20 protein-coding genes are annotated in these 20,962 nt (G+C 66.1%); 7 read left to right on the top strand and 13 right to left on the bottom strand.

Annotation, left to right across the window (positions count from 1 at the left end; all coding sequences use genetic code 11):
* Window positions 1-9: 9 nt before the first annotated feature.
* Together AOT83_RS18090 and AOT83_RS18085 are read left to right on the top strand one after the other, a co-directional pair.
* Window positions 10-636 carry a precorrin-8X methylmutase gene (locus AOT83_RS18090; protein WP_057964737.1) on the top strand — a complete coding sequence of 209 codons (627 nt, stop codon included), beginning with the start codon at window positions 10-12 and terminating at the stop codon, window positions 634-636.
* Window positions 633-2,111, top strand: coding sequence for a precorrin-2 C(20)-methyltransferase (locus tag AOT83_RS18085; RefSeq protein ID WP_057964736.1), 1,479 nt, complete (start codon window positions 633-635; stop codon window positions 2,109-2,111). Before AOT83_RS18090 ends, AOT83_RS18085 begins: the two co-directional genes overlap by 4 nt.
* Here the strand turns inward: AOT83_RS18085 and AOT83_RS18080 are convergent.
* Genes AOT83_RS18080 through AOT83_RS18065 form a run of 4 tightly spaced genes read right to left on the bottom strand, consistent with a single transcriptional unit; the run spans window position 2,083 to window position 5,482 of the window.
* Window positions 2,083-2,811 (bottom strand): cobalt-precorrin-6A reductase, encoded by a 729-nt coding sequence (locus AOT83_RS18080; RefSeq protein WP_078313514.1) that lies wholly within the window; start codon window positions 2,809-2,811, stop codon window positions 2,083-2,085. The two genes, AOT83_RS18085 and AOT83_RS18080, sit on opposite strands and share 29 nt — an antisense overlap.
* A 9-nt stretch (window positions 2,812-2,820) precedes the next feature.
* On the bottom strand, window positions 2,821-3,576 hold the full coding sequence (gene cobM / locus AOT83_RS18075; RefSeq protein ID WP_030095636.1) for a precorrin-4 C(11)-methyltransferase: 756 nt from the start codon (window positions 3,574-3,576) through the stop codon (window positions 2,821-2,823).
* Window positions 3,573-4,778: a bifunctional cobalt-precorrin-7 (C(5))-methyltransferase/cobalt-precorrin-6B (C(15))-methyltransferase gene (locus AOT83_RS18070; protein ID WP_057964734.1), complete on the bottom strand. Its 1,206-nt coding sequence runs from the start codon at window positions 4,776-4,778 to the stop codon at window positions 3,573-3,575. The genes cobM and AOT83_RS18070 overlap by 4 nt, the downstream gene beginning before the upstream one ends.
* Window positions 4,757-5,482 (bottom strand): SDR family NAD(P)-dependent oxidoreductase, encoded by a 726-nt coding sequence (locus AOT83_RS18065; protein WP_030095634.1) that lies wholly within the window; start codon window positions 5,480-5,482, stop codon window positions 4,757-4,759. Before AOT83_RS18065 ends, AOT83_RS18070 begins: the two co-directional genes overlap by 22 nt.
* A gap of 101 nt (window positions 5,483-5,583) precedes the next feature.
* On the opposite strand from AOT83_RS18065, the gene AOT83_RS18060 reads away from it, so the two are divergent.
* Window positions 5,584-6,009 (top strand): F420-dependent biliverdin reductase, encoded by a 426-nt coding sequence (locus AOT83_RS18060; protein ID WP_030095633.1) that lies wholly within the window; start codon window positions 5,584-5,586, stop codon window positions 6,007-6,009.
* Here the strand turns inward: AOT83_RS18060 and AOT83_RS18055 are convergent.
* Window positions 5,999-7,138 (bottom strand): Xaa-Pro peptidase family protein, encoded by a 1,140-nt coding sequence (locus tag AOT83_RS18055; RefSeq protein ID WP_057964733.1) that lies wholly within the window; start codon window positions 7,136-7,138, stop codon window positions 5,999-6,001. The genes AOT83_RS18060 and AOT83_RS18055 overlap by 11 nt on opposite strands.
* 60 nt (window positions 7,139-7,198) lie before the next feature.
* Between AOT83_RS18055 and AOT83_RS18050 the strand changes: the two genes are divergently transcribed.
* Window positions 7,199-8,143, top strand: a complete 945-nt coding sequence (locus tag AOT83_RS18050) for a 5'-3' exonuclease (RefSeq protein WP_057964768.1) — start codon at window positions 7,199-7,201, stop codon at window positions 8,141-8,143.
* A 60-nt stretch (window positions 8,144-8,203) separates the two neighbouring features.
* Here the strand turns inward: AOT83_RS18050 and AOT83_RS18045 are convergent, their stop codons facing one another.
* The 7 genes from AOT83_RS18045 to pafA form a co-directional block, all read right to left on the bottom strand.
* Complete coding sequence (locus tag AOT83_RS18045; protein WP_057964732.1) at window positions 8,204-8,914, bottom strand: DUF4333 domain-containing protein; 711 nt, start codon at window positions 8,912-8,914, stop codon at window positions 8,204-8,206.
* 79 nt (window positions 8,915-8,993) lie between these two features.
* Window positions 8,994-11,735, bottom strand: coding sequence for an RNA helicase (locus tag AOT83_RS18040; RefSeq protein WP_057964731.1), 2,742 nt, complete (start codon window positions 11,733-11,735; stop codon window positions 8,994-8,996).
* Window positions 11,732-12,604, bottom strand: a complete 873-nt coding sequence (tatC, locus tag AOT83_RS18035) for a twin-arginine translocase subunit TatC (RefSeq protein WP_057964767.1) — start codon at window positions 12,602-12,604, stop codon at window positions 11,732-11,734. The genes AOT83_RS18040 and tatC overlap by 4 nt, the downstream gene beginning before the upstream one ends.
* Before the next feature lie 112 nt (window positions 12,605-12,716).
* The gene (gene tatA, locus AOT83_RS18030) at window positions 12,717-12,983 is read right to left on the bottom strand and encodes a Sec-independent protein translocase subunit TatA (protein ID WP_044104701.1); all 267 of its coding nucleotides are present in this window, start codon (window positions 12,981-12,983) and stop codon (window positions 12,717-12,719) included.
* 58 nt (window positions 12,984-13,041) lie between these two features.
* Window positions 13,042-14,022 carry a YafY family protein gene (locus AOT83_RS18025; protein ID WP_030095626.1) on the bottom strand — a complete coding sequence of 327 codons (981 nt, stop codon included), beginning with the start codon at window positions 14,020-14,022 and terminating at the stop codon, window positions 13,042-13,044.
* Window positions 14,019-15,020, bottom strand: coding sequence for a YafY family protein (locus AOT83_RS18020; RefSeq protein WP_057964730.1), 1,002 nt, complete (start codon window positions 15,018-15,020; stop codon window positions 14,019-14,021). The genes AOT83_RS18025 and AOT83_RS18020 overlap by 4 nt, the downstream gene beginning before the upstream one ends.
* Before the next feature lie 97 nt (window positions 15,021-15,117).
* Window positions 15,118-16,476 carry a Pup--protein ligase gene (gene pafA, locus AOT83_RS18015; RefSeq protein ID WP_030095624.1) on the bottom strand — a complete coding sequence of 453 codons (1,359 nt, stop codon included), beginning with the start codon at window positions 16,474-16,476 and terminating at the stop codon, window positions 15,118-15,120.
* 166 nt (window positions 16,477-16,642) lie between these two features.
* On the opposite strand from pafA, the gene AOT83_RS18010 reads away from it, so the two are divergent.
* The 3 genes from AOT83_RS18010 (at window position 16,643) to AOT83_RS18000 (ending at window position 20,756) form a co-directional block, all read left to right on the top strand.
* Entirely contained in the window at window positions 16,643-17,887 is a 1,245-nt protein-coding gene (locus AOT83_RS18010; RefSeq protein ID WP_030095623.1) for a glycosyltransferase, read from the top strand.
* Between the two features lie 27 nt (window positions 17,888-17,914).
* Window positions 17,915-19,390 (top strand): amidase, encoded by a 1,476-nt coding sequence (locus AOT83_RS18005; RefSeq protein ID WP_030095622.1) that lies wholly within the window; start codon window positions 17,915-17,917, stop codon window positions 19,388-19,390.
* A gap of 142 nt (window positions 19,391-19,532) precedes the next feature.
* Window positions 19,533-20,756 (top strand): ankyrin repeat domain-containing protein, encoded by a 1,224-nt coding sequence (locus AOT83_RS18000; protein WP_057964729.1) that lies wholly within the window; start codon window positions 19,533-19,535, stop codon window positions 20,754-20,756.
* Window positions 20,757-20,764: 8 nt separating this feature from the next.
* On the opposite strand, the gene AOT83_RS17995 is transcribed toward AOT83_RS18000, so the two are convergent.
* Window positions 20,765-20,950, bottom strand: a complete 186-nt coding sequence (locus tag AOT83_RS17995; RefSeq protein ID WP_057964728.1) for a hypothetical protein — start codon at window positions 20,948-20,950, stop codon at window positions 20,765-20,767.
* Window positions 20,951-20,962: the final 12 nt, after the last annotated feature.

Here is a 20,962-nt window from a genome sequence, read left to right as displayed (position 1 = left end):
GGTTAGCGCGTGCTGGACTACGTGCGAGACGGAGCCGAGATCTATCGGCAATCGTTCGCGACCATCAGGGCCGAGGCAGATTTGTCGGCCTTCCCCGATGACGTCGCGCGTGTGGTGGTCCGGCTCATTCACACCTGTGGGCAGGTGGATTTGCCCGGCGAAATCGCCTTCACCCCCGATGTGGTGACACGCACGCGAGCGGCATTGGATGCGGGTGCCCCCATCCTGTGTGATTCGTCGATGGTCGCGGCCGGGATCACCCGTCTGCGCCTGCCCGCGGACAACGAAGTGGTGTCCTTGGTGGCCGATCCGCGCGCCGCCGATTTGGCCCAGCGCACCGGGACTACGAGATCTGCTGCTGCGGTGGATCTTTGGGCCGATCGACTACCGGGATCGGTAGCCGCGATCGGAAATGCCCCCACGGCGCTATTCCGCATACTCGAACTCATCGACGAAGGTGTGGCGCCCCCGGTGGCCGTCCTGGGCGGCCCGGTCGGTTTCGTCGGTTCGGCACAGTCCAAGCAGGAGCTGATCGACCGTCCCCGCGGCATGGACTACCTGTTGGTGCGAGGGCGGCGCGGTGGCAGCGCGATGGCCGCCGCTGCCGTGAATGCGATTGCGAGCGAGAAGGAATGAGCAGAGGAACGCTCTGGGGTGTGGGCCTGGGCCCCGGTGATCCCGAACTAGTGACCGTGAAGGCGGCCCGCGTGATCGGCGAAGCCGATGTGGTGGCATTCCACAGCGCACGGCACGGCCGCAGCATCGCCCGCTCGATTGCGCAGCCGTATCTGCGGCCCGGCCAGATCGAGGAGCACCTGGTCTACCCGGTGACCACCGAGACCACCGATCACCCGGGCGGGTACCGCGGTGCGATCGATGATTTCTACGAGGAGTCTGCGAATCGGATTGCCGCCCATTTGGATTCGGGCCGAAATGTGGCGCTGCTCGCCGAAGGTGATCCGCTGTTCTACAGCTCGTACATGCATATGCACCGCCGCCTGACCGACAGGTTCGACGCGGTCATCATCCCCGGTGTGACGTCGGTCAGCGCCGCATCAGCCGCAACGGGTACGCCCTTGGTCGAGGGCGACGAGATCCTGACGGTCATTCCCGGCACCTTGCCCGCCGACGAGATCGCCCGCAGGCTCAGCGATTCGGATGCGGCAGTCATCATGAAACTGGGACGCTCTTACGGCGCCGTCCGACAGGCGTTGGACACCGCCGGCGTGCTGGACCGTGCCTACTACGTGGAACGGGCCAGCACCACGCAGCAGCGGGTCCTGTCCGCCGCCGATGTCGATCCGTCTTCGGTGCCCTATTTCTCACTGGTCCTTGTTCCCGGAGCGCAACCCCTCGGCGACACCGCGCAGGACGGAATGGTGACGGTGGTCGGTTTGGGCCCCGGCCATCATGATTGGACCACCACCGAGGTACGGCACGAACTGGCGCTCGCCACCGATCTCATCGGATACGGGCCATATCTGGATCGTATCCCCGCTCGCGACGGTCAAGTCCGTCATGCCAGCGACAACCGTGACGAGCCCGCACGCGCCGAACTATCCTTCAAGCTCGCTGCGGGTGGCCGCCGGGTGGCCGTGGTGTCCTCGGGGGACCCGGGTGTGTTCGCGATGGCGGCGGCGGTGATGGAAGAGGCCCGAGCGTGGCCCGATGTCACAGTGCGGGTGCTTCCGGCGATGACGGCGGCGCAGGCCGTCGCCAGCCGGGTCGGGGCACCCCTCGGGCATGACTATGCGGTGATCTCGCTGTCCGATCGCCTCAAGCCATGGCAGGTCATCGAGTCCCGGCTACGCGCCGCAGCCGCGGCCGACCTGGTGCTGGCCGTGTACAACCCGGCCTCGAAGTCGCGCACCTGGCAAGTGGCCTCCATGCGCGACGTGCTGCTGGAACACCGCGACCCGGCGACTCCGGTCGTACTGGGACGCGATGTCGGCGGCGCGGGAGAGTCCGTGCGGGTGACCACCCTGGGTGACCTCGACCCGTCAGCGGTGGACATGCGCACCCTGCTGATCATCGGGTCCTCACAGACCCAGTGGCAGGACACCGATTCGGGACCTCAGGTGTTCACGCCTCGGCGGTATCCCGCTCAGTGACCCAGTGCTGTGCCTCGTCCACGGTGGACACGGTGCGCACCTTCTCCGGCAGGGCCGGCCTGTCGATCATCACCACGGGAATGCCCAGGGCCGCAGCGGCTTCCAACTTCGCCGAAGTCATCGTGCCGCCGCTGTTCTTGGTGACCAGCACCTCGATCTCGTACTGGCGCATGAGATCGGTCTCTTCCTCGAGTGAATAGGGCCCACGCGACAACAACAGATGGTGCCGCTCTGGCAGTTCGTCGGCGGGCACCGGCTCCACCACACGGATCAGGAACCAGGCGTCCGAGAACAGAAACGCCCCGATGCTGGAGCGTCCCGAGGTCAGGAACACCCGTGAAAAGCCCTGTGCCACCACCGTGTCCTTGGCCTCGGCGGCCGAGCACACCACGGTGGCATCTCCTGCCGGCCAGGGTGGACGGCGCAGGATGAGGTGCGGGATACCCAGCCGGGCGCATGCCGCAGCGGCGTTCTCGGTAATCGTCGCCGCGAACGGATGCGTAGCGTCGACCACGGCGTCGATATTGTTATCCAACAACCATTTCCGTAGTCCGGCCTCTCCACCAAAGCCCCCGATGCGCAACTCGCCGGCCGGAACTGCCGGGTTACGCACCCGCCCCGCGAGCGAGGTGGTGACATCGAACCGGGATGCCAGCCGCTCCGCCAGCTCGCGCGCCTCCGCCGAGCCGCCGAGAATCAAGATCTTCATCTAATGTGTTGCCCCTCTGCGACGTCCGGCCGAGTACAGGTAGCTATCCGTGAACCCCTCTGCCGCAAGCACCTTTCCGACGAAGATGACCGCCGTCTTGGTCACGCCCGCTTGTTTCATCTGCGCGGCGATGTCCGCGAGAGTGCCACGAAGGATGGTCTCCGATGGCCAGCTGGCATATGCGACGACAGCAACCGGCGTGCCCGGCGGATACCCCCCGGCGACGAGATCAGCTACCACATTGTCGATTTGGGCCGCAGCCAGGTGTAACGCCAGCGTCGCCCCCGGCGCCGCCAGGGTGCGCAAATCCTCGCCGGCGGGCATCGCGGTGGACAGCGTCGAGACCCGGGTGATAGTCACGGTCTGCGCGACACCGGGAACGGTGAGCTCGGCGCCCAATGCCGCCGCGGCCGCGGCGAACGCAGGCACACCCGGCACGATCTCGTGGCCGATGCCGAGGGCATCCAGCCGGCGGCACTGCTCGGCCACCGCACTGTACAGCGAGGGGTCACCCGAGTGGAGCCTGGCGACATCCAATCCCTGTGCGTCAGCGCTGGATATCTCCTCGATGATGGCATCCAAGGTCAGTGGGCCAGTGTCGATGATTCGGGCGTCGGGCGGGCACACCGCCAGAAGGTCGGGCGGCATGATCGATCCGGCGTACAGGCACACCATGCACCGCTGCAGAATCCGCTGACCGCGCACCGTGATGAGGTCGGCGGCGCCCGGTCCCGCGCCGATGAAGTAGACGGTCATGGCTTTTCCCCGGTCCATTGAGCCACGGGCAGCCGGGATCTCCAGCTGGTGAAGGCTCCGAGCGGAGCCGCGTCCTCCACGCGGTACCGGTGCAGCTCTCCCCCATGGCGGGAATACCAATGCAATAGCAGCGCTTCGGACTCCGCGGTCACCGCGTTGACGACAATCCTGCCTCCGCTCGGCAGCCGTTCCCAGCACGCCTCCAGCAGACCGGCATTGGTCACGCCACCGCCGACAAAGATCGCGTCCGGCGGGCAGGCCCTGTCGAAATCGCCAGGTGCCGCGGCGAAACACTCGACGTCTACGCCGAATTTCGTCGCGTTGGCCACGATCGCGGCCCGCCGCGATGGCTTGATCTCGAAGGCCGAGGCGCTGCAGCCGGTGCCACTGCGAGACCATTCGATCGCGATGCTGCCCGACCCTGCGCCCACATCCCAAAGGCGCTGACCCGCTCGCGGCGCGAGTGATGCCAGCGTGACCGCCCGGATCTCGCGCTTGGTTATCTGCCCATCGTGTTCAAAGGCGTCCTCGGACAACCCCGCGACCAGTGGCAGCACCGCCTCTCCCGCTGCCGTCGGAACATATTCCACGGCAACGACATTCAATGCATGACCAGGAGAATGGCCCCAATCGCGAGCGACCCCTTCCAGGCTTTTCTCTGCCGCTCCACCCAGCTGCTCCCACACCGTCAGCCGTGAGTCACCCAGCCCGGAATCGGTCAGGGTCTGCGCCAGCTCAGCCGGACTGTCCGCGTTGCGGCTGAGCACGATCGCCCGACCGCCGAACCGCAGTGCGGAGGTCGCTGGCGCATTGACCAGGCTGATGATCTCCACATCGTTCACCGCCCATCCCATTCGTGCGCAGGCCAACGACACACTGGATACGTGCGGTAACACATGCACCCGATCCGCTCCGAAGAGCCGGATCAGCGTGGTGCCGATGCCATGCAGCATCGGGTCACCGCTGGCCAGCACGTGGACATTACCGAGACCATCGAACATGGTGGGCAACGCGGGCAACAGGGGCGAAGGCCATACCCGGCACTCGGCCGCCAGGGATTCTTCGGCCAGCAGTTCCAGCTGGCGTAGCGAACCGAATATCACTGAGGCGTGCTGCAATTCGCGGCGGGAATGCATGGATAGCCCGTCGACACCGTCCGCACCTATCCCGATCACGGTGATCACCGCGGCATCCTGCGCCATAGAGATGACGGTACCCAGCGCATGATGAATGCGAGCGTTCCCAGCGCACGCGGAATCCACACGGTGCGCTTCCCGCTGCGCAGGGCGCGCACGGTCGCCTCCGCCACCTGGGGCGGTGTGCTCGCCAATGGTGCCGGTGACATACCCGCCGCCATCCGCCCGATCACGAAGCCGGGGCGCGCTATCAACAGGTGCACGCCCGAACCGTGCAGGGCGTCGGCGAGCCCGCTCGCGAAACCGTCGAGCCCCGCCTTGGCCGATCCGTACACGTAATTGGCACGCCGCACTCGCCATCCGGCGATCGAGGAGAACACCACCAGCGCACCGCGCCCGGCACCGCGCATGCGCACGGCCAGCTGGGTCAACAACGCCACCTGCGCCACGTAGTCGATGTGCACGATCGCCGCCGCATGGCCGGCATCGGTTTCCGCCCGCTCCTGGTCACCCAGCAGTCCAAACGCGAGCACCGCCACGTCGATGGCTCCATGCCGCTCGGTAAGGGCGGCCAGCACCGATTCGTGGGTGTCGAGCCGGTCGGCGTCGAACTCGACGCAATCGACCGCAACGGCCCCGGCGTCGCGGACGCGCCGTTCCTCGTCCTGCAGGTCACCGGCCCGGCGCGCCGCGAGGACCACCGTGTTTCCGGCGGCGAGACGCGTGGCCACCTCAAGTCCGATTTCGCTGCGTCCGCCGAATATCACCACCGTCGACGGTCTTCCCGCACGCGGATCATCCCCAAGCTGGCCGGAGTGTCGCACCGTGTCGGTCACGTCAGCGATTATGTCCTGCGCTAGCGTGAGAGTTGATGCCGAACACCCCTACAACTCGACTTACCGATGATGCGCTGGCGTTCTTGTCCGAGCGCCATCTCGCGATGCTGACCACTCTGCGGCAGGACAACAGCCCGCACGTGGTGGCTGTCGGCTTCACTTTTGACCCGGTCACGCACATCGCGCGGGTCATCACCACCGGCGGGTCGCAGAAAGCGGTCAACGCCGAGCGTGGAGGCCTCGCGGTACTGAGTCAGGTGGACGGCGCCCGCTGGCTTTCCCTGGAGGGCTCGGCCACCGTCGTCACCGACAAAGAGGCGGTACGCGACGCCGAGCTGCGTTATGCGCAGCGCTACCGCACACCGCGGGTGAACCCGCAGCGGGTGGTCATCGAGGTCAAGATCGAACGGGTACTGGGCTCCTCGGATCTGCTGAACCGCGGCGACGCTCCTACCGAGTAGGCACCACCGTCAGGCCGTGCGGCCGTGAATTCACCGATTCGCAACCATTTTCGGTGACGACGACGATGTCCTCGATTCGCGCGCCCCACTGCCCCGGGAAGTACACACCAGGCTCGATGCTGAAGGCCATTCCCGGCTCCAGGATCAGATCGTTGCCCTCCACGATGTACGGCTCCTCGTGTACCGACAATCCGATGCCGTGTCCGGTGCGATGCACGAATGCTTCACCCATCCCCGCCTCGACGAGAACGCGGCGCGCGGCGGCATCCACCGACTGGGCGCTCACGCCGGGCCGGGCCGCCCGTACCGCCGCCTGCTGCGCCTGCTCCAGAATTGAAATCCGGTGAGCCACATCGGAGTCAGGCTCACCAATGCTGTAGGTACGCGTGCTGTCGGAGTGGTAACCGGGCTCGTAGCTGCCGCCGATGTCCACCACGACGATGTCCCCGGTCTGCAGCTCGCGGTCGGAGCATTCGTGGTGCGGGTCGGCCCCATGCGGACCGGACCCGACGATGATGAAGGCGACTTCCGAATGCCCCTCGGCCACAATCGCTTCAGCGATGTCGGCGGCCACCTGCGCCTCCGTGCGGCCCGGCACCAGCAGTTCGGGCACCAGCGCGTGGACGCGATCGATGGCCGCCCCGGCCTTGCGCAGGGCATCGATCTCGGAGGCGTCCTTGACCATGCGCAGTCGGCGCAGCACCCCGGTGGCCAGTATCGGCACGGTCCCGATCAATTCGGTCAGCGGGAGTAGATGCAGCGCGGGCATGGACTCGGTGACGGCAATGGTGCCCGACAACGCACCATCCGGGGAACCCAACGCCGCCCGTACCAGCTCATAGGGATTCTCCCCGTCCACCCAATCGCTGATCGGGATGCCGAGGTCGCCGATCGCCGAATCCTGCAGCGCCGCAAGCTCCATCCGCGGCGCGATCACGGTGGGCGTTCCCGAGGCAGGCACCACCAACGCGGTGAGCCGCTCGAATGTCTGCGCGCGTGAGCCGGTCAGATATCTCAGGTCGTATCCGGGTGTGACCACCAAGCCCGCCACCCCGGCCGTCGCGGCCTCCTGAGCGGCACGTTGCAGACGGTTGGCGTACACATCGGATTCAAAACGCTGGGGTGCCATACGGTCCAGGCTATCTGGCATAGGTTGAGTGCCGTGTCAGAAGACCTCCACCGACCCGTCCTGCTCCTCGATGGAGCCAGCCTGTGGTTCCGTTCATACTTCGGCGTCCCGGATTCCATCAAGTCCCCTGATGGCAGGCCCGTCAATGCGGTCCGCGGCTTCCTCGACACCATCTCCCAGCTCATCACGCTGCATCGGCCGCATCGGCTTGTGGTGTGCCTGGATCTGGACTGGCGGCCCGCCTGGCGGGTTGCCGCGATTCCGTCGTACAAGGCGCATCGTGTGGTCACGGAGGAGCCCGACGGCGCCGTCGATGTCGAAGAGGTGCCCGACGACCTGACACCCCAGGTCGACATGATCGCCGAAATGCTGGATGCGTTCGGCATCGCGTCCGCCGGGGCCCCGGGATTCGAAGCCGACGACGTACTGGGCACCCTCGCGGCCGCTGAACGGCGCGACCCGGTGATCGTGGTCAGCGGGGACCGAGACCTACTGCAGGTGGTCACCGATGCCCCGGTACCTGTTCGCGTCTTCTACATGGGGCGCGGGTTCGCCAAGGCCACATTGTTCGGACCGGTGGAGGTATCCGAGCAGTACGGCGTGCCCGTCGAGCGCGCCGGCGCGGCGTACGCCGAGCTGGCCCTGCTACGCGGCGACCCGTCCGACGGTCTGCCCGGTGTTGCCGGGGTGGGCGAGAAAACCGCCGCCAAACTTCTGGCCGAGCACCACTCGCTGACCAGCATTCTCGCGGCGGCCGATGATCCAAAATCAGGGCTGGCCAAGGCCGTTCGCGCCAAGTTGCAGGCCTCGGTCGACTACATCGCGGCTGCCGAGCCGGTGGTGCGGGTGGCCGTGGATGCGCCGGTCACCATCGATCGGGACAGCGATGCGCTACCGCTGGCCGCCCGAGATCCGCGGCGAGTCGCCGAACTCGGTGCCGAGCTGGGCATCGGTTCGGCGATCACGCGCCTCCAGAAGGCATTGGACACGCTGCCGCAGCCTTAAGCCGAGAACGCAAAACGCCGAGCGCGTCACTGCATGCGCTCGGCGTTCTGGCGGAACTCGTTACTTGGGGCGGCCGACCTCGTAGGTGCCCTTGTCGTTCTGGAAGGTCACGGTGACCTGTCGCTTGGTGCCGTCGATGCTGACATCGCAGTTGAAGGTGGCGCCCTTCTTCACCTCGGGGTTCTGGCCATCGTTGCACTTGACGTCCTTGACGTTCTTGGCGCCGTAGCCATTGGTTTCGTCGGTGAGAACCTTGGTCACACCCTCCTGCGCCTTGTTGACGTCCAGGGTTGTGGTCATGGCCCAGCCAGGTGCCAGGAAGGCCGTAATCAGCACCACGATCAGGATCACCGCGGCCGCGACGATACCGCCGATGATCGCGATGGTCTTGGTGGAACGCTGCGGCTTTCCGGCGCCGAACTGCGGGAACGGCTGTCCCTGCTGCTGTCCGTACTGGCCCGGGTATCCACCCTGCTGTCCGTACTGTCCCGGCTGGCCGTAGGCGCCGGGCTGACCGAACTGGCTCGGCTCGCCGAACCCCGGCTGACTGGGCTGCTGGCCGAACTGGCTCGGATCCCCAAATCCACCGCCCGGGAAACCCGGCTGCTGGTACTGCGGATACTGCTGGCCCTGGCCATAGGCGGGCTGCTGCCAACTCGGTTCACCCTGCTGCGCCGGATCTGAGGATTGCGGTGTCTGCCACGGCTCTTGGCCTTGCCCAGGTTGGGGCGCCCACTGTCCGCCAGGTTCGGTTCCCTGTGGACCGCTCATCGTTCCTCCCGTGTCGCGACTTTGTTACTTACCGGTGTGTAAGAGGGTGCTGACGCTCCACCTTAGCGTTTGCTCGTCGTTATGTGCCATCAACGGCAACGACGCCACGCCGCACGTCGGCGACCGCGGCCCTCGCCACCGAGCGCACCCCGGCGTCCGGCGCTGCCTTGTTGATCTGGTCGAGCAGATCAACCACTTGCCGGCACCACCGCACGAAATCGCCTGCCGGTAGCGCGGTGCCCGTATCACCGGCCGCCTCCAACGACGCCGCCAGATCACCGGTGGTCGCCCAGCGGTACACCGCCGCGACGAAGCCCTCATCGACCTCGCGGGTGGGCGCGAGCTGATGCCGCTGTTCGTCGTGACGCAACCGTGCCAGTGCCCGGTGGGTTTCGGCGAGCGCCGCGCGCAGCGCCCCAGTCGGTGCCTCCCCCGTCACCGATACCGCATCACCACGCGACTCGTACAGCACGGCCGAGGCCACGGCCGCCAGTTCCGCGGGTTTGAGCCCCGCCCACAGTCCGCGCCGCAGACATTCGGCCACCAGCAGATCGCTCTCGCTGTAAATACGCGCCAGCAGCATGCCGTCCTCGGTCACCTTCTTGCCGAGTTCGGAACTGTCCTGGACGTATCCGCGTTCGGTCAGCAGCGTCAGGATGCGGTCAAAAGTGCGCGCGAGTGAGTTGGTGGCGGCCGACACCTTCTTCTGCAGTTGTGCGTTATCGCGTTCGATGCGCAGATAGCGCTCGGCCGTCCGCGCCAGTTCCTCACGGTTGGGAGCGTGGTGCGCCGGATGTTCCCGGATTTCGCGGCGCAGCCGTTCGACCTCGACGCCGAGATCTGAACCATCAGTGCCCGAATCGTTCTTGCGCCCCTTCACGGGTTGCGGCCTGCGCACCCGGCCCTCGTCCAGTGCCGATCGCAGGGCTGACGCCACGTCACGGCGCACCTTGGGCTGGCGGTGCTCGACACGCTTGGGCAGGCTGATGGATCCGAGCGGTTCCGCGGTTCCTGAGTAGTCCGCCGATGAAATCCTTCCGGCCCAACGATGTTCGGTTAACACCAACGGGCGCGGGTCATCGTCGTCGTGGGCCGGCTCCAGCACGACGGCCACGCCATTGCGGCGGCCGTGAGGTATCGCGATGACATCGCCGCGCTTGAGCGCCGCCAGGGCATCGTTGGCCGCACCGCGACGTTCCAGCCGCGAGGTGCGCGCCGCGGCCCGCTCGCGCTCGGAGAGCCTGCCGCGCAACCGGACGTATTCCAGGACGGACCCGTCGTGCCCGTCAATCTCCTTGGCGATGTCGTCCAGCATCTTCTTGCCGCGTTCGATACCGCGGACCAGTCCCACCACCGAGCGGTCGGCCTGGAACTGCGCGAAGGAGCGCTCCAGTAGTTCGCGCGCCGGATCCGGGCCCATGCGGTGCACCAGATTGATCGTCATGTTGTAGGACGGCGCAAATGAGCTGCGCAGCGGGAAGGTACGCGTGGACGCCAGACCTGCGATCTCGCTGGGTTCCACCTCGGGCGTCCACAACACGACGGCGTGTCCCTCGACGTCGATTCCGCGCCGGCCCGCGCGCCCGGTCAATTGGGTGTACTCCCCCGGAGTCAACGCCGCGTGCTGCTCGCCGTTGAACTTCACCAACCGCTCCAGCACCACCGTGCGCGCGGGCATGTTGATACCCAATGCCAGTGTCTCGGTGGCAAATACCGCCTTCACGAGCCCCCTGGTGAACAGTTCCTCGACGGTGTGCCGGAAGACCGGCAGCATGCCGGCATGGTGGGCGGCGATACCGCGCAGCAGCCCCTCACGCCACTGCCAGTAGCCGAGCACGTCCAGGTCTGCCTCGGGCAGCCCCTCGGTGCGGCGGTCGATGATGGCAACGATCTCCCGCCGGTCCTCCTCGGTGGTGAGGCGCAACCGGGATCGAAGGCATTGCGCCACAGCGCCATCGCAGCCCGCACGAGAAAATATGAACGTAATCGCCGGAAGCAGGCCGTCCTCGTCGAGCCTGGTGATGACCTCGGGTCGCGATGGCGGGCGATAGAGCGTGGGGGGACGCCCGCCACGATCGTGTGGCCCCCGTCGGCGTGGGCGGTCGAAGTCTGCGAAGCGATCGGCCTGGCGCCGCTGGGCTATGTAGCGGGTGAGCTCCGGGTCGACATCGGTTTTCTTGCCGTCGTAATCAAAGAGGTCGAAGAGCCGCCGCCCGACCATGACGTGCTGCCACAACGGGACCGGCCTGGTCTCGTCGACCACGACGGCAGTGTCTCCGCGGACTGTCTTGATCCATCCGCCGAATTCCTCGGCGTTGCTTACCGTGGCCGACAGGCTGGCCAGGGCCACCTCTTCGGGCAGGTGCAAGATGACTTCTTCCCAGACCGCACCGCGGAATCGGTCGGCCAGGAAATGCACCTCGTCCATGACCACATACGAAAGACCATGCAGTGCTGGCGAATCCGCATACAGCATGTTCCGCAGCACCTCGGTGGTCATCACAACCACCGGGGCATCGGAGTTGATCGAGGAATCTCCGGTAAGCAGGCCGACCTTCTCCGGTCCGTACACCGACACCAGGTCGTTGTGTTTCTGGTTGCTCAGCGCTTTGATCGGGGTGGTGTAGAAGCACTTGCGTCCGGCCGCCAGCGCCAGGTGGACCGCGAATTCTCCGACGATGGTCTTACCCGCGCCGGTGGGTGCACAGACCAGCACGCCGTGGCCGTTTTCCAGCGCTGTGCACGCGCGGACCTGAAAGGGATCGAGAGCAAAACTCAGCCCTTGGGAGAACGCACTGAGTTGGGTTCCGATGCTGGTCACTTGCCCATGTTGTCAAACCGCTCGGGAGGACCGATCGGTTCGGGCGCGGCAATGGCCTCGGGAGCATCCAAAGCCGAGGCCTCGTCATCACTGAGCTCCTGCGCGGCCTCGCGCTTGGCCTTGCGTTTGTCGTGTACCCGCGCGATCTGGATGGAGAACTCCAGCAGCAGCGTCAGCGCGAGGCCCAGCGCGGTCATCGAGAACGGATCGGATCCCGGTGTCGCGAAGGCCGCGAACACGAACAGGCCGAAGATCATGCCGCGACGCCAGTTCTTGAGCTTGTCGTAGGACAGGATTCCCACGAAATTCAGCATGACGAGGAGCAGCGGGAACTCGAAGCTGACACCGAAGACCAGCAGCAGGTTAATCAGGAAGCTGAAGTACTCGTCACCCTTGAGCCCGGTCTGCTGAATGCCGCCACCAACTGTCAGCAGGAAATAGAGCGCCTTGGTGAGAACAACGTAGGCAAGCGCCGTCCCGGCGAGGAACAACCCAGCAGCGCAGACCGCAAAGATAACGGCAAATCTGCGTTCGTTGCGGTACAGACCCGGAGTGATGAATTTCCAGAGTTGGTAGAACCACACCGGGCAGGCCAGCACCACACCTGCCGTGAGACCGACCTTGAGACGCAGCATGAACTGCTCGAAGGGTGCCGTGGCCAAGAGCCGGCAGGCTCCGTCCGGGCTGAAGGTGGCACGATCTTTAGCCGGTATGGAGCAGTAGGGGTCTATGAGCAGCTGCCCTAAACCGGGTAGCCCGAAAAGCGCATGCTCGTACCAGATAAACCCAAACGCGGTGGTCAGCAGGACCGCGGCCACCGAGATAAGCAGGCGGGTACGCAGCTCCTGCAGATGTTCGACGAGCGACATGGTGCCGTCGGAATTCTTGGGCCGTCTGGACTTTCGCTGCAGCCCAAGAGCACCCAGGACCTTATTCATGAACGCATGACCTATCCGGCCGGCCTATCGCGGCGGAACGCGGCTAGGCAGTGGGCTTGTGACCGGGAGTCGATTCGATCGGCGGTGCTTCCACCGCGGTAGCGGGTGGCACTTGCTGCTGCTCCACCGCTGGTGGGGCGTCGGCCGCCTTCGCAGAATTTCCCTCGTTTTGCAGTTCCTTGACTTCGGATTTGAAGATCCGCAGCGACTTACCCAGCGAACGCGCGAGGTCGGGCAGCTTCTTGGCACCGAAGAGCAGCGCGAATACGACAATTACGATCACCCAGTGCATGGGTTGTAGACCGCCCAATGTGGTCACCTCCTCTGGCGTCGTGTCTGCCTTGATGCTACCCCAGGGCTGATCGCGGTCAGCTGGCCTGATACGCCGCCAGCGCCGCCGCCGCGTCGGTACGGACCCGTCGCGCCAGGGATTCCGGCGCCAGCACCCGGATCGCCGAACCGAAACCGAGGATCAGCCGCGCCATCCAGTCCTCGGAGGCATAGGTCATGGCGGCCTCGACCGATCCATCGGCATGCTGGACACCGGTGGGCCGCATCGGGAAGTAGTCGAAGACCCAGGAGGCGCCCGGCCCGACCAATACCGTCGCGGCCGGCAACGAGGGGTCCGCCTCGAACAGGCCGGTGTCGGTGGCCGTCTGGACCGCGGGCGCGGGGGGTGCCGAACGCTGGTCGAGAACCTCGGCCTGTTCGATCCTGTCGAACCGGAATAACCGCACCCCCTCGGAGGCGCGACACCAGGCCTCCAGGTAACTGTGGTCCCCCACGACCGCGATCCGAATGGGATCGACTATCCGCTCCGACAAGGCATCTCGTGATGCCGAGTAATACTCGATGCGCAGCGCCTTGCGGTTACGCACGGCCGAGCGGACGGCGGAGACCGCCTCGGACTCGACGGGAGTCGCCGGTGAAGCGTTCGATTCGGCGTCTGATTCTCGTCGCCCGAGCGTCTCGTCGCCGGCCCCCGCGGCATCCTCGATCTTGGCGATAGCGCTGCGCGCGGCCTCCGGGTCGACGGTGCCGGGCATGTCCAGCAGGGCGCGCAGGGCGACCAACAGCGCCGTCGCCTCGGGCGAGGTGAGGCGCAGCGGACGGTCGATACCGGCCGAGAACGTGACCTCGATGCTCTCCTCGGAGAACGAGAGATCGATCAGGTCGCCGGGACCGTAACCGGGCAGGCCACACATCCACAGCTGGTTCAGATCGGCCATCAGCTGCTTGGTGGTGACGCCCAGATCCGCGGCGGCGTCAGCGGCACTGATACCCGGATTGGCCTGGAAGTACGGAACCATGTTGAGAAGCCGGGTCAGACGATTCGACAGCTCGGTCATGCCGTGACCCCCGCGTGCTCCTGAAGACGAGCGATGACCTCTTCGCGCACCTGCGCCGGCTCCAACGCGACCGCATCGGCGCCGTGGGAGGCGATCGAGCGGACCAGACGGTCGGGTGAGGCCACCTCGATCTCGACCACATCTCCGTCGCGCTCGCCCAGCCGGCGTGGCTCGACCATTGCGCCCATCCGGCGCAGCTCCTGGGCACGTCCCTCGGCGATCCACACCCGCGCAGTGATGCGCACCGGCCCATCGCCGACGGCCCTGGCCACGATGGCGCGCAGATCCACTCCGTCGGGGCGACGCACCGCGCCCGGCTTTTCCAGCATCGTGACGTCCTCTCCGATGCGGGAGAGCCGGAACGTACGGGTGGCATTGCGGTCCCGATCGTGTCCGACCAGGTACCAGCGTCCGCGGTCGGTGATCACGCCCCACGGCTCCACGGTGCGCGTGACGTACGGCTCGGCGCGTGAGGGCCGGTGACCGAACTGCACTGCCTGACCGGAGTCGATGGCGGACAGCAGGATTCGCAACACCGATTCCGACCCACGACCACCGGGCATCGCTAGGTTTGACGTGGACCCCGCCACCGAAACGTTCTCGGCGGCGGGATCGACGTCCACGCCCGCCGCGCGCAGTTTCATCAGCGCACCCTGTGCGGCGGTGACCAGTTCGGGCGACTGCCACAGCTGCGTGGCGACCGCAACAGCCGCGGATTCATCGGCGGTGAGAGTGATATCGGGCAACTCGTAGGCGTCGCGACGGATGCGGTAGCCCTCCGTGGCATCGAAGGACGACACTTTGCCCGTTTCCAGCGGGATGCCCAGGTCGCGCAGTTCGTTCTTGTCGCGCTCGAACATCCGGCTGAAGGCCTCATCGCTCGGCGAGTCCGAGTAACCGGCCACAGAGGTGCGGATTCGTTCTGCGGTGACATAGGTGCGGGTGGACAGCAGGCAGATCACCAGGTTCATCAACCGCTCGACTTTGGAGATCGCCACGGCGGAAAGCTTAGAGGAAACCGGCACGTCAGCCCGGAGCGCATGCGGGAGTGTCCGAATGTTTGTTCGGACACGACCCAAACGCCGAGCGCGAGCGCTACATGCTGGCGATGAGCCGTTCCACCCGCTCGTCGACCGACCGGAACGGGTCCTTGCACAGCACGGTGCGTTGCGCCTGGTCGTTGAGCTTGAGGTGCACCCAGTCGACGGTGAAATCGCGGCCGGCCTCCTGGGCGGCGGTGATGAAGTCGCCGCGGAGCTTGGCGCGCGTGGTCTGCGGCGGCTGATCGACGGCGGCCTTGATCTCCTCATCGGTGGTGATGCGTGCGGCCAACCCCTTGCGTTGCAGCAGGTCGAACACGCCCCGGCCACGCTTGATGTCGTGATAGGCCAGGTCCAGCTGAGCGATCTTCGGGTCAGACAGCTCCATGTTGTAGCGATCCTGGTACCGCTGGAAGAGCTTGCGCTTGATCACCCAGTCGATCTCGGTGTCGACCTTCGAGAAGTCTTGGCTCTCAACGGCATCCAGCGTGCGACCCCAGAGTTCGACGACCTGCTCGACCTGCTCATTGGGTTCTCTGGTGTTGAGGTGTTCCACGGCACGCGCGTGGTATTCGCGCTGGATGTCCAGCGCGCTGGCCTGACGCCCACCGGCGAGCCGGACCGGGCGACGGCCGGTGAGGTCGTGGCTGACCTCACGGATGGCGCGGATCGGGTTGTCCAGAGAGAAGTCCCGGAATGCCACACCCGACTCGATCATCTCCAGCACCAGTGCCGCGGTGCCCACCTTGAGCATGGTGGTGGACTCGGACATGTTGGAGTCGCCGACGATGACGTGCAGGCGCCGGTACTTCTCGGCGTCGGCGTGCGGCTCGTCGCGCGTGTTGATGATGGGGCGGCTACGCGTGGTCGCCGAGGACACACCTTCCCAAATATGCTCGGCACGTTGCGATAAGCAATAGGTCGCGGCCTTGGGCGTGAGCAGCACCTTGCCCGCCCCGCAGATCAATTGGCGGGTGACCAGGAACGGCAGCAGCACATCCGAGATCCGGGAGAACTCACCGGCCCGCACGATGAGGTAGTTCTCGTGGCAGCCGTACGAGTTGCCCGCGGAATCGGTGTTGTTCTTGAACAGGTAGATGTCGCCGCCGATGCCCTCGTCGGAGAGGCGCTGCTCGGCGTCGATGAGCAGATCTTCCAGGACGCGTTCTCCGGCGCGGTCATGGGTGACCAGCTGCACCAGGCTGTCGCACTCGGCGGTGGCGTACTCGGGGTGGCTGCCCACGTCGAGATAGAGCCGCGCGCCATTACGCAGGAAGACGTTGGAGCTGCGCCCCCAGGACACCACCCGGCGGAACAGGTAGCGGGCGACCTCGTCCGGGCTCAATCGCCGGTGGCCGTGAAATGTGCACGTGACGCCGAACTCGGTCTCGATCCCCATAATTCGACGTTGCACACCATCGAGCCTACTGGGTGAGGCCATCGACAGCGGGGAGGCTGGCCTTTCTCGAGGCCATCTGTCTGGGTATCTCAGCAGCACGACCGGCGATCCGATACGGTTCGGTTCGGGTTGGGCCCGGTTTCGTCCGCGCCGTATTGGCACACAACGACAGGTTTCGACAATGCATATTGCGCTGTTCACCGATCTTCACCCTGAGAGCCTGGGCGGGGCGCAGATCTCGGTGGCGCGCCAGCGTCACGGGCTGGAACGGCTGGGACACAAGGTGACGGTGTTCACCGCGCCGCTGGCCCACACCGTTGACCCCGACCCGAACGTCGTCGAGGTCAAGCCGGTGCCATTCGTGGCCGAGGCAATGCGCAAGCTCGGCAAGCACGACGATTTCACCTTCGTATGGCCCGGGGCGGCGAACAAGGAGCTGATCGATCGGGAGCTTCGTGCCCGCGGGCCGATCGACATCATCCACAGCCAGGGCGACCTGGGCGTCTGCATCGCCGGCGTGGAAGCGGCCCGCCGCAATGGCATCCCGGTGGTGCAGACCAAGCACACCCGGTACGACGTGTACTTCGAAAAGGCCAGCCCCAACCCCCTGCTGTTGGCGTGGATCTTCAGCCAGATGCAGGAGCGCCATCTACCCAAGGATTTCCACCTGACGACGGTGCAGGAATCGGCCGCGTCGCGGCGGGCATGGCAGCTGATGATGGCTCAGGCGCAGGCGGTGGATCACGAGATCACCCCGACGACACACTTTGCCCAGGCCCTCACCGACCGCGGGCTGCGTCGGCCGATTTCGGTGGTCTCCAATGGCGTGGACGACGAGCTGGTGGATATCGCCCGTGAAGCCGCGGACGACAAGCCGACCGACGACGAGCCGCTACGGCTGATCTGGTGCGGACGGCTGTCCCCGGAGAAGCGGGTGCTGGAGGCCGTGAAGGCCGCCACCCAGGTCCAGAACTGCGTCATGGACATCTACGGCGACGGCCACCTCGAGCACGCCATCAAGAAGTACGTCGATTCACACGGAGCTTCGCACCGCATCAGGCTGCGCGGCCGGGTCAGCCAGGACAGCTGTCTGGCGGCGATGGGAGCCAGCAGCGCCCTACTGTTCACCTCCTACGGTTTCGACACCCAGGGACTGGTTCTGCTGGAGGCGATTTCGATGTCAACTCCGGTGATCTTCTGCGACGAGATCCTGGGCGAGTCGGTACCCGATGGCGGTGGCCTGGTCACCGAGAACGAATCCGTCGAGGCCATTGCGAAGGCCATCCGGGCGTTGGCCGATGACCGCGCCAAGCTGCGGCAGATGACCGAGGTGGTGGCCGCGCACCAGGACGAGCCGCGGCAGTCGCTGCAGACCGAGAAGATTGTCGCCATCTACAACGATGTGTTGAAGAAGGCCAACGCCTGACCCCGTGAGGCCGCATAGGCTGGCCGGGTGGACTTCTCCGAATACTCCCGATACGACGCCACCGGCCTGGCCGAGCTGGTGGCCACCAAGCAGGTCACCCCGGCCGAACTGCTCGCCGCGGCCCGCGCCCGCGCGGTAGCGGTCAACAACAAGATCACTGCCATAGTCCGGACCATTCCGGAGGCGGATAAACAGGTCGAGGGCGAGCTGAGCGGTCCGTTCGCGGGGGTTCCTTTTCTCATCAAGGACCTCGGCCAGGACTACAAGGGCCACCCGACATCGGGAGGGTGCCGGGCGCTGTCCACCCTTCCCGCGCCGGAGCATTCCACCATCGTGCAGCGGTGGCTCGACGCCGGTCTGGTCATCTTCGGCAAGACCAACACCCCCGAGTTCGGCTCGAAGGGCATCACCGAGCCGGAACTTTTTGGGGCTAGCCGTAATCCGTGGGACCTGGACCGCACACCCGGCGGATCATCGGGTGGCTCCGCGGCCGCCGTCGCGGCGGGAATCGTCCCGGTGGCCGGTGCCAGCGACGGCGGCGGGTCCATCCGCATCCCCGCGGGATGTTGTGGCCTGGTGGGCCTCAAGCCAGGGCGTGGCATCACTCCGATGGGTCCGGCGGCCGGCGAGCCCATGCACGGTGCGGCCGTGAGCGGCACGGTCTCGCGCACCGTCCGCGATACCGCCGCGATGCTCGATGTTATTGCCGGACCGGATGCGACGTCGCCGTACCTGCCTGCCATACCCGAGGATTCGTACGCCTCGCAGGTGGGCAGGGATCCCGGAAAGCTGCGGATCGGGGTGCGCATCCCGACCGTCATCACCCCCAATCCCGATCCGGCGGCAGCCGCCGCGGTCGAGGCCGCAGTGCGTGTCCTGACGCATCTGGGCCACGAGGTGGAAGAGGTGAGCGCCCCGTATGACGATGGGCAGCTGGCACGCGACTTCCTGCTGACCTGGTTTGTGCACGCGGCCTACGAGGTGGACGACACCAAGCGGCTAACCGGAGCCGGTGACGAAGGTTTCGAACGCGACACCCTACTCATCGCCGCGCTGGGCCGTGCCACCAACGGCCCCGATTATGTTGCGGCCGTGGAACGCCGGCACAACTATGTACGGGAACTGGCCACCTTCTTCGGCGACTACGACCTGTTGCTCACGCCCACGCTTGCCAAGGTCCCACCGAAGATCGGCGAGTTCAACCTTCCGGCACCCTTGGCGGCGGTGTCCGATCTGTTGTTGCGCACCAAGACGGCCCGCGTGCTCAAGTACGCCAACATCGTCGACAGCATGATCAACGACAACCTCGGCTGGGTTCCCTATACCCAGTTGGCGAATCTGACTGGGCGCCCCGCGATTTCCCTGCCCCTGTATCAAACGCCGAAGGGCCTGCCACTCGGTGTGCAGTTCGTCGCCCCACTGGGCGGCGAATCACTGCTCATCCGGCTGGCCGCCCAGTTGGAGGCAACCGCACCGTGGGCAGACCGCCGGCCCACGCTCTAGCGCGGTAATGTGGACGCCGGGCGTGCAGGAGCGCCCGGTGTCCGCCCGAAGAGGCTCAGCCTCCCTGCCTTGCTTGCACTGGTTTACCGACCTCTTCTCGCACCTGGTCTCGCGGACATCGGGCACACGAGAGGAGGCCGTCATGGCCAGCACCCTTCCCACCAATCCGTCACTTGATCGCCTCCGCGATGAGGCGCGCGGACTGCAGCGCGCGATGCGAGCCACCGATCTTGACGCGGCCGGCGTGGTGCGTCAACACCATCCACGTCCGGATATCGCCTTGGCGGGTGAACAATTCGCGCTGCACGATGCCCAGCTGACAGTGGCCCGCCGCTACGGATTCACCGGCTGGCCCGCGCTCGTGCACTATGTGGAGCTTGCCGCCGGACTCAGCACCGATCCGAGCGCGGTGTCCGAAGCGGCGCTCGACAAGGCCGACCGATTCTGCGCTCTGGCATCGCTGCGATACGACGAGGACGATGAGCCGCCCCGTTGGCAGACGGCCGCGGACCTCGCGGCCGCCGATCCCGCGCTGGTAGATCGGCATGTATGGGCGGCCGCCTCGGCCGCCGACCCGGCCGCACTCGCACGACATCTGGCGGCGCGCCCAACACTGGCGAGCACGAATGGTGGTCCATACCAATGGTTTCCGTTGATGTACCTGTGCTACGGCCGTGCGCCATTGGGCCGCACGGAGCAGCAGACGGTAGCTGCCGCGCGCCTGCTTCTGGACGCCGGCGCCGATCCGAACGCGGGATACCTCTGGCGCGGTCTGTCCACTCCGTTCACCGCGCTGACGGGGGTGTTCGGCGAGGGTGAGCAGGGGCCGGGACGTCAGCCCCGGCACCCCTTCGCCGAAGCGCTGGCCACCGTTCTGCTGCAGCGCGGCGCACACCCGGTGGATCAGCAGACCCTCTACAACAGGATGTTTCGCCCCGACGATTCGCATCTGGAGCTGCTGTTCGCCCACGGGCTGGCCGATGCCGGGGCGAGCCCGTGGGAACTCCGCCTGGGCGAGGCCATGGAAACCCGTCAACAGATGTGGCGGCGGCAGGTCGACTGGGCCGCCGAGCACGGGTTCTCCGGCAGGCTGGAACTGCTCGCACGGCATGGAATCGACACCGCGGGCGCCACCGTCGTGGTACCCGCCTTCCCCACCGACGTCAACGCCCGCGACGACGAAGGCGCGACGCCGCTGCATCACGCCGCCTGGGCGGGCGACCTCGGGTTGATCCGAAGGCTTCTGGACGCAGGAGCCGATCGCACAATCGCCGACAACCGTTTCAGCACAACGCCGCTGCAATGGGCAGAGCACGCGTACCAAATGGAGGCGGCAAAACTACTGCGGGATGCCGGACATGGATAGGCGCCGGATCAAGCGGAGTCCCTGAGTCGCTGCACGTCGTGCTCGACGCAGCCCACCTCGTCGGCCGCCTGCGTAACCGATAGAGCCGGATTCAGCAGAATCCGCAGTTCACTGGAGGTAAAGGTCGGCTCGACTTCCCAGGGCGCATGATCCCACCCGGTTTCACTCATGCCGACGAAGAGTTCTTCGCTCATTTTCGATCCTCA

Source organism: Mycobacteroides sp. H001 (assembly GCF_001440005.1).
Classification (GTDB): Bacteria; Actinomycetota; Actinomycetes; order Mycobacteriales; family Mycobacteriaceae; genus Mycobacterium; species Mycobacterium gwanakae.
This window is presented reverse-complemented; position numbering and strand designations above follow the sequence as displayed.

Coding starts and splice junctions, on each gene's coding strand:
- AOT83_RS18085 (WP_057964736.1), top strand. CDS start 633: ATGAGCAGAGGAACGCTCTGGGGTGTGGGCCTGGGCCCCGGTGATCCC.
- cobM (WP_030095636.1), bottom strand. CDS start 3,576: ATGACCGTCTACTTCATCGGCGCGGGACCGGGCGCCGCCGACCTCATC.
- AOT83_RS18070 (WP_057964734.1), bottom strand. CDS start 4,778: ATGGCGCAGGATGCCGCGGTGATCACCGTGATCGGGATAGGTGCGGAC.
- AOT83_RS18060 (WP_030095633.1), top strand. CDS start 5,584: ATGCCGAACACCCCTACAACTCGACTTACCGATGATGCGCTGGCGTTC.
- AOT83_RS18055 (WP_057964733.1), bottom strand. CDS start 7,138: ATGGCACCCCAGCGTTTTGAATCCGATGTGTACGCCAACCGTCTGCAA.
- AOT83_RS18045 (WP_057964732.1), bottom strand. CDS start 8,914: ATGAGCGGTCCACAGGGAACCGAACCTGGCGGACAGTGGGCGCCCCAA.
- tatC (WP_057964767.1), bottom strand. CDS start 12,604: ATGTCGCTCGTCGAACATCTGCAGGAGCTGCGTACCCGCCTGCTTATC.
- AOT83_RS18025 (WP_030095626.1), bottom strand. CDS start 14,022: ATGACCGAGCTGTCGAATCGTCTGACCCGGCTTCTCAACATGGTTCCG.
- AOT83_RS18010 (WP_030095623.1), top strand. CDS start 16,643: ATGCATATTGCGCTGTTCACCGATCTTCACCCTGAGAGCCTGGGCGGG.
- AOT83_RS18000 (WP_057964729.1), top strand. CDS start 19,533: ATGGCCAGCACCCTTCCCACCAATCCGTCACTTGATCGCCTCCGCGAT.
- AOT83_RS17995 (WP_057964728.1), bottom strand. CDS start 20,950: ATGAGCGAAGAACTCTTCGTCGGCATGAGTGAAACCGGGTGGGATCAT.